We start from the raw sequence: 14,439 nt of genomic DNA, 5'->3' as shown, positions 1-14,439 counted from the left end.
CTCGGTGGTCACGGTGTGATCCCCACCAGCATGCCTCACCCGTGCCGCGTTGCCGCGGTGCGACCCCTGCCTACCCGGCCGCAGTGCGACCGCTGCCTACCCGGCCGCGGCGCGGGCGGTGGCCAGCAGTTCCGGCAGCGTCCCGGCGAACTCGGGCAGCAGCCGCAGCGCGATCGCCCAGGCCTCGGTGCTCTCGCCGAGGTGGTGCGCGGTCAGGACCGACACTGCGGTGCGCGCGGTGTCCAGTTCGCGGCCGGTGAGGTTCCGGAACACCCGCAGTCCGGCGTCGGCATGCCGGGCCTGCGTGACGATCGCGGTCGCGGTGAGCAGGCCCTCGCGGTACGCGGTGCGCACCGGGGAGTCGTCACCGTGCGGCATGGTCCGGGCCAGGTGCTCCAGAGCGGCTGCCTTGACGGCCCGGCGGCGGCTCCGGCGCAGCACGGTCGCGCGGTGCCCGTCGGGATCCGCCTCGCCGCGGTGCACCGCCGCGTCCCGGGCCTGACCGGATATCAGCTCAGCGGGGCAGCCGGGCTGGTCCCATAGCGCCGCGAGGGCGTCTTCGGACCACGGCTTGCTCTCGTGCTCGGCCGTCACCAGCGGCCAGCGCAGATTCTCGTGCGGGGCCAGCAGGAGCAACCGGTGCAGCGAGCCTTCCGTGATGCGGATCCCGTCCGCGGAGCGCGGGGGTGCCGGACGGTTCTGGAGCAGCCGCAGGCGTTCGAGCACCACGGGCGTGCTGCCCTCGCGCTCGATCAGCCGGCCGAGCCGGTCGCGGCCGTCCGGGACCGCGACTGCAGCGGCCGCCTCGGCCCGGACCCGGTTGCGCAGGGGAGGGCCGTCGGCCAGGGCGGCGGCCGCGGCCTCCCGGCCGGCCAGCCGCCACACGTTGAGGCATCCGCGCAGCATGACGGCGTCCGCGGCGGGGAAGTCGTGGTCGAACCGCAGGCCGGTCATGGCGTACCTGACCGCGGCCGGCACCTTCGCTTCGACCAGTGCGTACAGCATGTGCTGGGGGCGCCGGGCAGCCGCGGTGGCGAAGAGGTCCGCGGGCGGCCGCGCGGTCCGGGAGGCCTGGAGTATCACCTCGCGCGTGGCGCGCGGGTGCTGCAGGGCGAGCCCGGTGACGGCCGGGTCGTCGCATTCGGCCAGCCGCAGCAGGACCTTGGGGTCGAGCTCGGGATTGCCGGCGACTGCTTGGCGGTCGCCGCTCGTTCCCTGCGTGACGACGTATTCCAGGATGGCCCGGCCGGGCAGGCCCGGGGTGCTCAGGATGTCGCGGCGCATGTCCGGGTCGATGCGGTCCAGGACCGGGCCGATCACGTGCCAGGGCGCCTGGCCGAGCAGGAGCGCCCCGGTGTTCACGGTGCCTTCCTCTCGTCGGCGCACGGCGTCCCCGGGTCGCAGGCCCGGCGCAGCAGGACCGCTGCCGCGCAGGCCTGGGAGGGGCCTCGCGCCACGGTAGCGACGGAAGGCGGGCCCGGTCGCGGGGATTTCGGCCCGGACCGGGCGCCGTGCCCTGGCCGAATTTCGTTCGGGTCCGTACGAAGGGCTTGTGGGGGTGCCGGGCCTCTGCATATCGTTTGGGGTCAAATAAAGCGCGCGAAGCGTGCCGATGCCGCCTGCCCTCGCGCAGCGGCCCCGGCCCGCCGACCAACGCCGAGACGCGCGCCGCGCGGAAGGAGCCCGCATTGACCGAGGCCGCACCCACCGCCGGAGCCGCAGGATCCGAGGCCGGTCCCGAGGCCGGTCCCGAGGTCGGGACCCGCGCCGGGGCCGAAGCTGCCGCATCCGCCGCGCCGATCGGCCCAGCCGACCTGGTCCTCCGGGGCGGCCGCGTGCTCACCCTCGACGCGGACTTCCGCATCGCCGAAGCCGTCGCGATACGCGGCGGGCTCGTCGCCGCGGTCGGCACCGACGCCGAGATCGGCACGTGGATCGGCCCCGGCACCGAGATCGTCGAGCTCGCCGGGCGTACCGCCCTCCCCGGCATCAACGACTCGCACCTGCACGGCTGTTCGTTCGGTGCGACCCGCCCGCCGCTGTCCGCGGACGTCGCCTACCCCGCGGTCCGCTCCATCGCCGACGTGGCCCGCGCGGTCGCGGTGCACGCCGCCGACCTGCCGGCCGGCGCCTGGGCGGTCGGCAACGGCTGGGACGTCGGCTACCTCGCCGAATGCCTCGCCGACCCGACCCGGCTGCCCACCCGCCACGACCTCGACGCAGTCGTCGAGGACCGCCCCGTCGCGCTCTACGAGTTCACCGGCCACACCCTGTGGCTCAACAGCCGGGCCCTGGAGGCCGCCGGCATCGACCGCACCACCGCGGCCCCGCCCGGCGGCATCATCGAGGTGGACGCCGACGGCGAGCCGACCGGCCTGCTCCGGGAAAGCGCGCAGAACCTCGTCGAGGCCGTCATCCCGGTCATGTCGCGCGCCGCACGCACCCAGGCGATCCGCGAGGCCATCGCGCTCTGCCACGCCGAGGGCATCACCAGCTACACCGAGCCCGGCCTCGGCCCCGGCGGCGACAGCCTGCTCAAGGGCACCGCGGGCACCGACACCCTCGCCGCGTACGCCGAACTCGCGCGGTCCGGCGAACTCCAGGCCCGGGTAAGCGTCCTGCTGCTCCCGCTGGCCATGGGCGAGTCCGCCGACGCGCTGCCCGAACGGCTCGCCGCGCCGATTCCGGGTGGTGCCGCCGACCCGCGACTGCTCAACGTCATCGGGGTCAAGGTCTTCGCGGACGGCATCCCGCCCAGCCGCACCGCGTGGATGCACGAGGAGTACATCGGCGGCGGGCACGGCTGCCTGTGCCTGCACGGGCACACCGACGCGCAGCGGGTCGGCGAGCTGAACACCATCGTCCGGCACGCCCACGCGGCCGGCTACCAGCTCGGTGTGCACGTCACCGGCGACCAGGGCATCGACGCGGTCGTCGACGCCTTCGCCGAGGCGCATGCCGCGCACCCGCGCACCGACGAGCGGCACTACGTCATCCACGGCGACTTCGTCTCGCCCGCCAGCCTGGCCAAACTTGCCGAGCACGGCTGGTCGGTCAACATGAACCCGGCCATCAAGTGGACCATCTCGGACCTCATGGACGGCATCGTCGGCACCGAACGCTCCGCCTACCAATGGCCGGTGCGCAGCGCCGTCGAGGCCGGTATCCCCGTGACGGCCAGCTCGGACGCGCCCATCACGTACCCGAACTGGCGGCAGGGCGTGGCCGCGATGATGCTGCGCGAATCCAAGGCCACCGGCCGCCCCAGCGGCCCGGAGCAGTGCGTCGACCTGGCCACCGCGCTGCGCGCCTACACCGTCAACGCCGCCCGGCAGGACTTCGCCGAGGACTGGAAGGGCGCGCTGACCCCCGGCATGGCCGCCGACCTGTGCGTACTCGGCGGCGACCTGGTGGCCGCCGACCCGCACGACATCCCCGACCTCCCCGTCGAACTGACCGTCTTCGACGGCCGGATCGTCTTCGGGAAGGTCTGAACGACGAACCGAGGGAACACGTGATGCGCGCCCTGATCATCCGTCACGACCATCCTTCAGACGCCGGATTCGTCGGCGAGCGGCTGCTCGCCCGCGGCTTCGAGCTCACCGAGATACTTGTCGTCCCCGAGGAGAGCAAGGACGACCCGCGGGTCACCGTCGACTGGCCCGACCCGCACGGCTTCGACGCCGTCGTCTCGCTCGGCGCACCGTGGTCGGTGTACGACGCGGACACCATCGGCACCTGGATCGGCGGCGAACTCGCTTTGCTGCGAGACGCCTTCGATGCGGACATCCCGGTGCTCGGCATCTGCTTCGGCGCCCAGGCGATGGCCACCGCGCTGGGCGGGGCCGTCGAGCGCGCCCCGTACCCGGAGATCGGCTGGACCCCGGTGCAGACGGACGCGCCCGGCCTGGTCCCCGAAGGTCCGTGGTTCGAATGGCACTTCGACCGGATCGTGCTGCCGCCCGGGGCCAAGGAACTGGCACGGACGGACGTGGGGCCGCAGGCGTTCACGGTGGGCCGGTCGCTGTGCGTGCAGTTCCACCCCGAGGTCACGCCGCAGATCGTGCAGGCGTGGATGGAGGACGGCGGGGACGAGGAGGCGACGGCATACGGGTTCGACCCGGCGGAGTTGGTCCTGCCCCTGGAGGGCGCCCGGGAACGCGCGCACGCGTTGGTGGACGCCTTCCTGGACGAGGTGGCCGGGCTGTAGCCGCGGCAGGTGATCGCGCGTCAGGGGCCCTGGTGTCGCGGGTCCCTGACGCGTCCTCAGGGGTTGGCGGGGCTCTCGGCGGTCGTGGTCTTTTCGGCGCCTTGGGGAGTCGTGGTGGCCGCGTCCGGGACGTCGATCAGGGGCATCATCGCCGCGGCCAGGTGGTCGCGCAGCCGGTCCGGCGGGGCTGCCATGAGGACGTCGACGCCGGCGATGGACGAGAGCGCGCCCATGCCGACGTTCAGGGCCAGGATCATCGCGGCGCGCAGTTCGGCGTCCGGGCCGTCCAGGCGGGCGGCCAGCGCCGCGACGGTGTCCCGTACCTGGGCGCGCATCAGGTCCGAGACGCCCTCCCGGCCGGCGCTGCGCAGCATCAGGGCGAGCGGGTGCTCGCCGGCGATGGCCGGGGGGCGGTTGTGGAACCAGGTCACCGAGCGGTCCGGCAGCTCGTCCATCGGCCCGTCGATGACCGTGGCCGGGTCGCGGTCGCGGCTCACGACGCTGACGAACAGCTTCTCCTTGGAGCCGAAGTAGCGGTAGATCAGCGCGGGGTTCACCCCGGCGTCGGCGGCGATGTCGCGGACCGAGGTGGCCTCGTACCCGTCGCGGGCGAAGCGGGCCGCCGCGGCGTCGAGCAGCGCGGCGGAGGTCGCCTCGGCGCAGCGGGGGCGCGGTTCGCCCGCGCGAGGGCGCGGAGAGTCGGCGTCCATGGTGGTTTTCTCCCGAGTCGTCCCGGCTTATTCCGCGGCCGGCCGTCGCCGCCGCCGTCGGACGGCCCATCTAACCATCGCGTCCGCGCGGGGTGGACGGCCGCCGCGGGGCGGCTTGCGGGGGTCGTGGATAATGGCTGCCGCATACATGTAAACCCGGTTTACATGGCGCGTTAGCGAGGGGAACCACCTGCCTTGACCGCCATCGACGGGACGCGCTCCGGCGTCCCCATACCCGCACCTGCCGCCGCTTCCGACGCCGCCCCGGCCCGCCCCGGAGCGGACGGCCCGGGCGCCCCGCACAAGCCCGGCGCCGACACCGGCAGCGGCCACTCGCGTACCGGGATCGTCCTGCTGATCCTGGTGCTCGGCGCCCTCACCTACTCCCTGCTGCAGTCGATGCTGTCGCCCGCGCTGCCGGTCATCACGCGCGAGGTCGGCACCACCACCGACACCGCGTCGTGGCTGCTCACCGCGTATCTGCTGGTCGCCTCGGTGACCACCCCCGTGGTCAGCCGGCTGGGCGACATCCACGGCAAGAAGAAGCTGTTCGTGGTGGCCATCGGGGCGCTCGGCGTCGGCTCGCTGATCTGCGGCCTGGCCGACTCGATCGGCCTGCTCATCGTGGGCCGGGCCATCCAGGGCGTCGGCGCGGCGGTCTTCCCGCTGTCGTTCGGCATCGTGCGCGACGAGTTCCCGCCCGAGCGCCGCGCCGCGGCGATCGGCCTCACCTCGGCGGTCATGGGCATCGGCGGCGGCATCGGGTCGGTGCTCGCCGGGCCGATCGTGGACAACCTCTCGTACCACTGGCTCTTCTGGATCCCGATGGTCGTGTGCGCGTTCACCGTCGCCATGGCGTGGAAGTACATCCCGGACTCGCCGGACCGCGCGCAGTCCACCCGGATCAACTGGCTCGGTGCGGCCCTGCTCGGCGCCGCGCTCGCCTGCCTGCTGCTGGGCGTGAGCAAGGGCCGTACGTGGGGCTGGGGTTCGGCCTCCATCGTGGGGCTCCTGGCGGCCTCGGCCGTGCTGCTCGTGCTCTGGGTGCTCGCCGAACTCCGTTCGTCCGCACCGCTGGTGGACATGAAGGTCATGCGCCTGCGCGGCGTGTGGACCACGAACGTCGCGGGCCTGCTGACCGGCTACGCGATGATGAGCGCGATGTTCCTGATGCCGCAGCTGCTGCAGCTCCCCAAGGCGAGCGGCTTCGGGTTCGGGACGACGGTCACCATGGCCGGCGTCTACATGCTGCCGCTGGCCGTCGCGATGCTCATCGCGGGCCCCACGGCCGGCGCCCTGGAGGCCCGGATCGGCTCGAAGCCGTCGCTGCTGGGCGGCTGCGCGCTGCTGGCGGCCGGCTCGCTGCTGCTCATCGTGGCGCACGGAGAGCTGTGGCAGATCATGATCGGGCTGTTCGTGTTCGGCCTCGGCGTGGGCGCCGCGATGGCCGCGATGGCGAACGTCATCGTGGCCGCCGTACCGCCCGAGCAGACCGGCATCGCAAGCGGCATCAACACCATCGCGCGGACCGTCGGCATGTCCTTCGGTTCGGCGCTGTCGATGGTCGCCGTCACCTCCAGCACCACCGCCGCGGGGATGCCGAAGGAGAGCGGCTTCACGATCGCCTTCGCGATCGCGGCCGGCGCCGGGCTGCTGGCCGTGGTGGTCGGCATGCTGGTGCCCGCGGGGCGGCGCAACGCGCCCGCACCTGCGCACAAGGTGTCCTGAGCGGCGACCGCGACCCCCGGACCCTCACGGGGTGAGGCACGTCGACGCATGACGCCACGACGCCGCTGGCCGGGTGACGCTTGACGCATAGGGACGGCCCGGTCCGCGGCACTGGCAGATGCCGCGGACCGGGCCTTCCGGCTTCTCGCGCCTTCCCGAGCGCTCGGGATCAGGCGAGGGTGACCGTCACCGGCAGTTCCTTGATGCCGTTGACGAAGTTGGAGCGCACCCGGCTGACCGGGCCGGCGAGCTTGATGTCGGCGATGCGCGGCAGCAGTTCCTCGAACATGATGCGCATCTCCAGGCGGGCCAGCGCGTTGCCGAGGCAGAAGTGCGGGCCGCCCTTGCCGAACGTCACGTGGTCGACCTGCTTGCGCGTCACGTCGAAGCGGTACGGGTCCTCGAACACCGCCTCGTCGCGGTTGCCGGACGCGAACCACAGCACGACCTTGTCGCCCTCGCGGATCCGCTTGCCGCCCAGTTCGGTGTCCCGGGTCGCGGTCCGCCGGAAGTGGTAGACGGGCGAGGCCCAGCGCAGGAACTCCTCGACGGCGTCCGGCATCAGCGCCAGGTCGTCGCGCAGCCGCGCCATCTGCTCCGGGTGCTGCATGAGCGCCAGCATGGTGTGCGAAATGGCATGCCGCGTCGTCTCGTTGCCCGCGACCACCAGCAGCAGGAAGTAGTTGTCGAAGTCCCGCTGACTGAGCGGCACACCGTCCGACGGGGTCTGGTTCACCAACCGGCTCACCAGGTCGGTGCCGTCGCCGCCGCGGCGCTTCTCGGCGAGCTCGCGGCCGTACGCGAACACTTCGAGCGAGGCCGGGCTGCGGAACGGCAGGTCGCGGTACTGCTCGCTCTCCGCGCTCTCCAGGAGCACGTCCGCGTAGTCCGGGTCGGTGTTGCCGATGATCCGGTTGCCCCAGTCGATGAGCTTCTCGGTGTCCGAGTCGGGGACGTCGAGCATGCGCGCGAGGACGTTGATGGGGAAGTCCGCGGAGACCTCGTGGACGAAGTCGAACGTGCCCTTGTGCAGCGCGTTGTCCAGCGTCCGGGCGGTCAGGCCGCGCAGGAACGTGCCGTAGTCGGCGATCGCGCGCGGGGTGAACTGCTTCTGCAGGAGCCGGCGCAGCGCGACATGCCGCATGCCGTCGGTCTCCAGCATCGAGCGGCGGATCGCGATCTGCGAGTCGTCGACCTCTTCGAGGTTGGTGAACCGCGACGAGGTGAACGTCTCGGGGTCCCGGTCCACCGCCACGATGTCGGCGTGCCGGGTCAGGGCCCAGAAGCCGCTGTTGGGCTCGGGCTCCGGCTGCCAGTGCACGGGGTCGTCGGCGCGCAGCGTGTGGAACATCCGCCAGGGCGTCTCGCCGTCGGTGAAGCGGTCGTTGTCCGCGAGGTCGACCTCGTCCAGGGGCATGGGCTCGGGCACGGCGGACACCTTGGTGGTACTCATGGTGCTACTCCGGTTTCGTTCGTGGCGGCGGGCGCGGCAGCTGCTCCGGTACTCACAGGTGGTAGGCGTACTCCGCGAACTCCCAGTCGGTGACGTGCTGGTGGAAGCGGGCGACCTCGTCGCGCTTGTAGTTCAGGAAGGCGTCGGTGAACTCCTTGCCGAGCAGCGCATTGAGCTCGGCGTCGGCGGCGAGGGCGTCCAGCGCCTCGGGCAGCGAGGCGGGCAGGAGCGGGGCCTTGCTGGTGTCGTACCCGTAGCCCTCCAGCGGTGCGGGCGGCTCGAGTTCGTCGCGGATGCCGAGGTGGACCGCGGCCGACACCGCGGCGATGGCGAGGTACGGGTTGGCGCTCGCGTCCCCGAGGCGTATCTCCAGGCGCGCGCCGGGGCCGCGCTCCGGCGGGATGCGGACCATCGCGCTGCGGTTGTCCAGACCCCAGTCGATCAGCCACGGCGCGAGCGTGTCGGGGCCGAAGCGCTTGTACGAATTGATCGTCGGGTTGAGCAGCGCGGCCATCGCGGGGGCGTGCCGCAGGATGCCGGCGATGGCGTGCCCGGCCGCCTTGGACAGGCCGTACGGGCCCTGGGGGTCGTCGAACGCGTTGTCGCCGTCCGCGTCCACACAGCTCAGGTGCAGGTGGAAGCCCGAACCGCCCTCGTCGCTGAACGGCTTGGCCATGAAAGTGGCCAACTTGCCGTCGATGCGGGCGAGTTCCTTGATGGCCGACTTGAACAGGAAGCCCCGGTCGGCGGCGTCCAGGGCCTCCGAGTGGTCCAGGTTGATCTCGAACTGGCCCGAGCTGTACTCGTGGTTGCCGGTGGTGGCGCCGATGCCGAGGTCGCGCAGGTGCCGCAGGGTGCGCAGCAGGTGCGCCTCGGGGTCGCCGCGCCGGCCGGCCACGTACACGTTGCCGGACGCCTCGCCGTACCGCCGCCAGCCGCCCTGGCCGTCCGGCTCGCACAGGAAGTACTCCAGCTCCGGCCCGACCACGGGCGTGAGGCCGGTCTCCTTGCGCATCCGGTTCAGCACGTTGCGCAGCAGCGAGCGCGGGCCCTCGGGGGCGAGCTGCCCGGTCGCCGGGTCGGTGGTCTCGCCCAGGCACCACGCCACGCCCGGCTCCCAGGGCAGCGGCCGCAGCGTGCCGAGTTCCGGGTGCACCGTGACATCCGGGAGGCCGACGTCCAGGCCGCCGGCGATCGCGAGCGTCTCGCCGCGCGGGGTGGTGTGGTAGACGGCCCGGCAGAACGCCAGGCCGTGCGCGCAGACCGAGGGCAGGTGGCCGACCAGGACGTCGCGGCCCCGGTCGGTGCCGATCAGGTCGGGATAGACAACGCGGACCACGTCGATCCCGCGTTCCTCGAGTTCGGCGACGGTCTCACTGATGCGGTCCGGAACGTTCGATTGCACCGGAGTCTCCTCGCGGTCGGGCAGGCGGCGGCAGGTCGGCCGATTCACGTTCGTGCGAGTGGCGGGCGGGCTACTCGTTTGAGTCCAAACCATATGGACGACAGGGCCGTCGCACAAGGGGTCCCCGGGGGTGACAGTGCGGCGTCGAGGGCATATCGTACGGACCCAAACGATCCGGCGCACCGACCGGCATCGCACCCGAGCCACCGAGGAGGCGTCGTGACCGGCGTGCGCGGTTTCTTCCACCCCAAGACCGGCAGCGGACGGTCCTCACTGGTGCCCTCGCCGCCCTGGCACTACTCCGGCGACCTGCTCACCGTCGAGTACCGCACCGACCCGGCCCGGGTCGCCGAACTGCTGCCCGCACCCCTCGAGCTCGCCGACGAGGACCCCGGCGCGGTCGCCCTGATCTGGGCCGACTGGCAGTCCTGCAGCTCGTCCCGCGAGGAGCTCCTCGACCCGGTCCGCAGCCAGTACAAGGAGTGCTTCGCGGTCGTCCGCTGCAAGTTCGAGGGCGTCACCTACTCGCGCTGCGTCTACATCTGGGTCGACAAGGATTTCGCCATCGCCCGCGGCCTCCACCAGGGCTATCCCAAGAAGCTCGGCTCGATCCACCAGACCCGCCCGCACCCGTACGGCCCGGCCCCCCGCATCGAGGCCGGCGCGGTCTTCGGCGCCACCCTCGCCGCCGCGGACCGCCGCCTCGCCGAGGCCGTCGTCACCCTCCGCGAACCGTCCGACGGCAACGGCTTCGTCAACGGCCACCCGATGGCCCACCACCGCTGGCTCCCGTCCATCGACGGCAAGGGCCTCGCCCTCGACGAACTCATCGCCACCGGCGCCGAGTCCGCCGACCTGGGCCCCGCCTGGTCCGGCGACGCCGACCTCACGCTGTTCGAAGCCCCGACCGAGGAACTCGCCCGCCTGGAGATCCACGAAATCATCGGCGCGTACTACCGCCAGGTAGGAGTCACCTGGAACGGCGGCACGGTCCTGGCGACGGGCACCACCACCGCCGCCGATTAGCTCCGCATTTGTCGAACTTCCAGCACCACGGGCCACGTTCCTCCCGGAGCGTGGCCCGCGCTCACTCCAGGGGCGGCGTGTCTTACCTTCCAAAGAAGCAGAAAGTGCCCGCATAGACACGCTGAGTGCCCATATGCTGCAAGCTCCCCGACATGTCATATCTGCGGCGCGAGCTCTTCGCGCGACTCTTCGAACTGGCTCCAGGCCTGGTCGAGACCGACGAACGACTGCAGCTGCCCCGGGCTTCCGGCAGCTACAAATGGCAGTTCGTCTCGACCGACGATCCGGCAGCGGATGACGATCCTGAGGCGTTCGCTCCGGATGGCCTGATCGCGAGGTGGCCCGACCGCGCTGCACGGCCCGATCTGGTCGTGGTGCTGGAGGTCGTCGGCGGTGACGATGCCCGGCAGGCCGAGCGGTGGCCCGGCTACGTGCAGGACGCATCCCTGCGATTCGGCTGCCCAGCGGAACTGTTCGTGGTGGCGCCCGAGGAGAAGCTCTCGGTATGGGCAGCCAGAGCCTTCGACACACAGCTGGTTTCCGGGTGGCCCGACGCTGAGGAGCACTCTGGGGTGGAGACCCCCGCGGACGTGGCGCCGGACTGCGCGGACTGGTTCTGCGTGGTGGGTCCGTCGGCTTGCATGAGCCGGTCGGCTTGCGTCGGCGTCCCGGGGACTTCCGCGGCTGGATCGCCTTGGCGCTCGCTGCCCCGAGACCTCTCCGTTCCCGGAGCGGCCGGACTTCGGGCCGATACCGTCCTTGCGCGCACATCGCCGGAATCGGGTGAGCCCGACCTGATCGTCATCGTCGAGGTCCAGCGCGCGCCTGACGAGGCCAAGCGTGCGCGCTGGGTGCGGTATCTCTGCGCCGCCACGATGCGCTACGAGTGCCCCGTGCGGCTGTGCGTGGTCTGTCCGGACCCGGCCGTGGCGGATTGGGCGGCACAGCCTCTCGACCTGCGTATGCACGGTGTGCGTGTGGCGCCGTTGGTCGTCGGCCCCGAAGACGTCCCGGCGATCGTCGATCCTCGGGTGGCTGCGCAGAGCCCAGAGTGGACGATGTTGTCCGCCATGATGCACCCGGATCGGCCGGAAGTGACACGTGCACTGATGGCCGCGTTCGCGGATCCGGCGACGAGCACACGCTTCGAGGAATGGTTGGCGCAGGACACGCCCGAGGCGGTGGGCGAGGGCGCGGTCGCGGCAGCAAGCTGAGGCGCGATCGGTCGACGGGGGCGTGAGCGGTTCACTCACGCCCCCGTGTGCACCGCTGCCTGTCAATCGACGAGGGCGCCGGCCGACAGGTTGGCGATGGTTCCCGTCATCGATCCCGCTCGGTCGGAGGCCAGGAAGGCTGCGGTCTCCGCGACCTCTGCGATGGTGGGGAGGCGCTTGAGGAGCGTCCCTTGAGCGAGGCCGTTGTCGCCTTCGAGCATGTCCTGGACTGTCAGGCCGGAGGCCGACGCCGCTTGTTCGAAGAGCTCCTTGGTGTAGGAGCCTGCGGCGGGGCCGTCCACCACCGCGTGCGGGCGGATGCCGATCACGCGGATGTTGGCGGGGGCCAGCTCCGCGGCCAGGGAGCGGGTGAAGGCCTCCTTGCCTGCCGCGCTCACGGCATGGCCGAGGAGGCCGGGCAGGGCCAGCTTGGAGCCCGGTTCGGACAGGGTGAGGATGACGCCGGGGCGGGTGCCGCCCATGTGGCGGGCGACGGCTTTCGTCGTGATGAAGAGCGTCCGTAGGAAGCCGTCGATCGGGCGCATGAACGCGTCGAGGGACAGGTCCGCGAGGGGAGTTCCCTGGTCGTGCATGACGCTGACGGCGTTGAGGGCGACGTCGATTCCGCCTGCGGTCTTGGCCACGGCGTCGGCGTGGCCCTCGACGGCCTCCTGGTCGTGGACGTCCACCAGTGCGGTCTCGACCTGGCCGCCGGCCGCGGTGATGTCGCGGGCGACCGCGTCGAGCGGGGCCTGGGTGCGGCCGGCGATGAAGACGCGGGCGCCCTCGCGGGCGAACGTCCGGGCGATGGCTCCGCCCAGGGCTCCGCCGCCGCCGTAGATCACCGCGGTCTTGTTGTCGAGCAGTCGTGCGTTCATGACCGTCCCCTTTTGCGCTGGATTTCCTCGGCGATGCGCTTGATGCGGTTCAGGCGCGAGTCCCAGGTCTTGCCGGTGTCGTCGAACTGCCTTTTGGCGTGCGCGAGCCGGGCGACCTCGTGGCGGCGTACGGGCCTTGCCGGAGCCGCGCGGATTGCGTCGGCGCGCTCCAGGACGGCGGTCATTGCGGGGCCACCGTCGGGGCGTACTTCTGCAGCCGCGGCAGGAACATGTCCCAGCCGCTCTCGTGGTCGCGGTACGCCTCTTCGAGGACCGCGGCTTCCCAGCCCTTCTCGCGCCAGCCGCTCTCGGTCAGGCGCAGGACCGTGCCGTCACCCGCGGGTTCGAGCTCGAAGGTGACGAAGAGGGAGTTGCCCATCTCGGGCGTCTCTCCGCTGGGTGCCACCCACAGGAACGTGAACTTGCGGGGCGGCTCGACGTCCACCACCGTGATCGCTTCGACCGCGGCGCGGTCGCCCCACACCAATTCGCCGACCGCGCCGGGCGCGGACTCGAACGACGCGTCGTCCGACCACCACATCTTGATGTGCTCGGGGCGGCTCACCACATCGAACACGATCTCCGGCGCCGCCTCGATGCGGACCTCGCGCGTCAGATCTCCGAACTCCACCACGGACCTCCCATGAGCAACCTTTGGTTGCATGTCAATCTAAGGCGAGAGTCGTGGATGCGCAACTTTTGGTTGCGTATTGCTGGTGGGGCTGTGCGTTGTGCGTCGAACTCCGCTGGCCAGAGGCTCAGTTCGCTCTTCGGGGCGATCGGCTGCCCTCCCGAGGTGGGCATTCCTACGCTCGGATGAGTACTTAAAGTGTTTGAATGGGCGCATAGAGTGTCGATGGTCGCTACGGTTCCGCCGTGATTACTCCCGAACATGAGTTGGTCACCGATCTCTTCTGTGACCATGTGGAGCTCATCGAGCAGCACGTCCAGCTGCCGATCCCGAGGGAATCTCCGAGCGGGCCATGGATCTGGAGGCCCGCGCGCTCCGAGTTGACCGTGGTGTCGCCAAGCGAACTGCGTGCTGACGCCTTGTTCGAAGTCCTGGAACCTGGGGCCGCGAAGCCGGAGCTCGTCGTCGTCTTCGAAGTGCAGTTGGCCCGAAAAGAAGGGAAGCGGCGTAGCTGGCCGATGTATCTCGCGAGTGCCGCTTACAGATACTCCTGCCCGGCGGTTCTCGTCGTGGTGTGCCTGGACCGGGGCGTCGCAGATTGGGCGCGCCGGGAGTTCAGGACCAATGTCGGAGACAACAGACTTGCGCCCTTGGTCATCGGCCCCGATGAGGTGGCGGTGCTGGGTGATCCGGCGCAGGCCATCGCCTCGCCGGTGCTTTCGGTGCTCTCCGCGCTCATGCACGGATCCGACGAAAAGGTGCGGGACGCAGTCTTCGAGGCCCTTGCGGCCGCCATGCACAAAGTCCCCGACGACGATGTACGTACGTACACTAACGTTGTATACAGCTCGGTCGACCCGGAGGCGCGGGCGGCTCTTTTGGAGGCTTTCATGCCGCTTACAGAGGACAGGCCATCCCTGCTGGGAGACATCTTCGCCCGTGGTGAGGCCCGTGGCGAAGCGCGTGGCGAAGCGCATGGGGAAGCTCAAGCGGTCGTCAAGGTGCTGCTTACCCGTGGCGTCGAGGTGCCGGACAGCGTTCGCGAGGCGATCCTTGCCTGCCAGGACCGGGCGCAGTTGGACAAGTGGCTCGTGCGGGCGGTGACCGCCGCGACCGTGGACGAGGTCATGGCCGACGAAGACTGAGCGTGCAAACGTGCGAAGGGCGCCGAGCCTTGGCTCGGC

Annotated in this window: 13 protein-coding genes; 6 read left to right on the top strand and 7 right to left on the bottom strand. The window is 71.2% G+C overall.

The genetic code is table 11. The annotated features are described in order from the left end of the window. Positions 1-96 precede the first annotated feature (96 nt). Positions 97-1,362 carry a hypothetical protein gene (locus tag LZ495_RS01125; protein ID WP_235049853.1) on the bottom strand — a complete coding sequence of 422 codons (1,266 nt, stop codon included), beginning with the start codon at positions 1,360-1,362 and terminating at the stop codon, positions 97-99. 437 nt (positions 1,363-1,799) lie between these two features. Here LZ495_RS01125 and LZ495_RS01120 point away from each other — a divergent pair, with 437 nt between their 5' ends. Then, positions 1,800-3,494 (top strand): amidohydrolase, encoded by a 1,695-nt coding sequence (locus LZ495_RS01120; RefSeq protein ID WP_235050450.1) that lies wholly within the window; start codon positions 1,800-1,802, stop codon positions 3,492-3,494. 23 nt (positions 3,495-3,517) lie between these two features. Continuing rightward, complete coding sequence (locus LZ495_RS01115; protein ID WP_235049852.1) at positions 3,518-4,210, top strand: type 1 glutamine amidotransferase; 693 nt, start codon at positions 3,518-3,520, stop codon at positions 4,208-4,210. 56 nt (positions 4,211-4,266) lie between these two features. Here the strand turns inward: LZ495_RS01115 and LZ495_RS01110 are convergent, their stop codons facing one another. Next, the gene (locus LZ495_RS01110) at positions 4,267-4,920 is read right to left on the bottom strand and encodes a TetR/AcrR family transcriptional regulator (protein WP_235049851.1); all 654 of its coding nucleotides are present in this window, start codon (positions 4,918-4,920) and stop codon (positions 4,267-4,269) included. 195 nt (positions 4,921-5,115) lie between these two features. Between LZ495_RS01110 and LZ495_RS01105 the strand changes: the two genes are divergently transcribed. Continuing rightward, positions 5,116-6,648 carry an MFS transporter gene (locus LZ495_RS01105; RefSeq protein ID WP_235049850.1) on the top strand — a complete coding sequence of 511 codons (1,533 nt, stop codon included), beginning with the start codon at positions 5,116-5,118 and terminating at the stop codon, positions 6,646-6,648. A gap of 169 nt (positions 6,649-6,817) precedes the next feature. Here LZ495_RS01105 and LZ495_RS01100 read toward each other — a convergent pair whose 3' ends face one another. After that, the gene (locus tag LZ495_RS01100) at positions 6,818-8,101 is read right to left on the bottom strand and encodes a cytochrome P450 (protein ID WP_235049849.1); all 1,284 of its coding nucleotides are present in this window, start codon (positions 8,099-8,101) and stop codon (positions 6,818-6,820) included. 52 nt (positions 8,102-8,153) lie between these two features. Next, a complete protein-coding gene (locus LZ495_RS01095; protein ID WP_235049848.1) occupies positions 8,154-9,506 on the bottom strand; it encodes a glutamine synthetase family protein in 1,353 nt (450 codons plus the stop codon). A gap of 219 nt (positions 9,507-9,725) precedes the next feature. Here LZ495_RS01095 and LZ495_RS01090 point away from each other — a divergent pair, with 219 nt between their 5' ends. Both LZ495_RS01090 and LZ495_RS01085 read left to right on the top strand, forming a co-directional pair. Then, positions 9,726-10,532, top strand: coding sequence for an acetoacetate decarboxylase family protein (locus LZ495_RS01090; RefSeq protein WP_235049847.1), 807 nt, complete (start codon positions 9,726-9,728; stop codon positions 10,530-10,532). A 152-nt stretch (positions 10,533-10,684) separates the two neighbouring features. Continuing rightward, the gene (locus LZ495_RS01085; RefSeq protein WP_235049846.1) at positions 10,685-11,746 is read left to right on the top strand and encodes a hypothetical protein; all 1,062 of its coding nucleotides are present in this window, start codon (positions 10,685-10,687) and stop codon (positions 11,744-11,746) included. 62 nt (positions 11,747-11,808) lie between these two features. Here the strand turns inward: LZ495_RS01085 and LZ495_RS01080 are convergent, their stop codons facing one another. From LZ495_RS01080 to LZ495_RS01070, 3 genes are read right to left on the bottom strand one after another with little or no spacing between them, the layout of a single operon-like run. Then, a complete protein-coding gene (locus LZ495_RS01080; RefSeq protein ID WP_235049845.1) occupies positions 11,809-12,624 on the bottom strand; it encodes an SDR family NAD(P)-dependent oxidoreductase in 816 nt (271 codons plus the stop codon). Then, positions 12,621-12,809, bottom strand: coding sequence for a hypothetical protein (locus LZ495_RS01075; protein WP_235049844.1), 189 nt, complete (start codon positions 12,807-12,809; stop codon positions 12,621-12,623). The genes LZ495_RS01080 and LZ495_RS01075 overlap by 4 nt, the downstream gene beginning before the upstream one ends. Next, complete coding sequence (locus tag LZ495_RS01070; RefSeq protein WP_235049843.1) at positions 12,806-13,255, bottom strand: SRPBCC domain-containing protein; 450 nt, start codon at positions 13,253-13,255, stop codon at positions 12,806-12,808. Before LZ495_RS01070 ends, LZ495_RS01075 begins: the two co-directional genes overlap by 4 nt. 245 nt (positions 13,256-13,500) lie before the next feature. Between LZ495_RS01070 and LZ495_RS01065 the strand changes: the two genes are divergently transcribed. After that, positions 13,501-14,400: a hypothetical protein gene (locus LZ495_RS01065; protein ID WP_235049842.1), complete on the top strand. Its 900-nt coding sequence runs from the start codon at positions 13,501-13,503 to the stop codon at positions 14,398-14,400. Positions 14,401-14,439 lie beyond the last annotated feature (39 nt).

Source organism: Yinghuangia soli (assembly GCF_021502675.1).
Classification (GTDB): Bacteria; Actinomycetota; Actinomycetes; order Streptomycetales; family Streptomycetaceae; genus Yinghuangia; species Yinghuangia soli.
The sequence above is the reverse complement of the archived record's forward strand: the minus strand, read 5'-3'. Positions and strand labels throughout refer to the sequence as shown.

Excerpts from the sequence above, each read along its gene's own strand:
- LZ495_RS01085 (WP_235049846.1), top strand. The coding sequence starts at position 10,685 with ATGTCATATCTGCGGCGCGAGCTCTTCGCGCGACTCTTCGAACTGGCT.
- LZ495_RS01080 (WP_235049845.1), bottom strand. The coding sequence starts at position 12,624 with ATGAACGCACGACTGCTCGACAACAAGACCGCGGTGATCTACGGCGGC.
- LZ495_RS01075 (WP_235049844.1), bottom strand. The coding sequence starts at position 12,809 with ATGACCGCCGTCCTGGAGCGCGCCGACGCAATCCGCGCGGCTCCGGCA.
- LZ495_RS01100 (WP_235049849.1), bottom strand. The coding sequence starts at position 8,101 with ATGAGTACCACCAAGGTGTCCGCCGTGCCCGAGCCCATGCCCCTGGAC.
- LZ495_RS01110 (WP_235049851.1), bottom strand. The coding sequence starts at position 4,920 with ATGGACGCCGACTCTCCGCGCCCTCGCGCGGGCGAACCGCGCCCCCGC.
- LZ495_RS01115 (WP_235049852.1), top strand. The coding sequence starts at position 3,518 with ATGCGCGCCCTGATCATCCGTCACGACCATCCTTCAGACGCCGGATTC.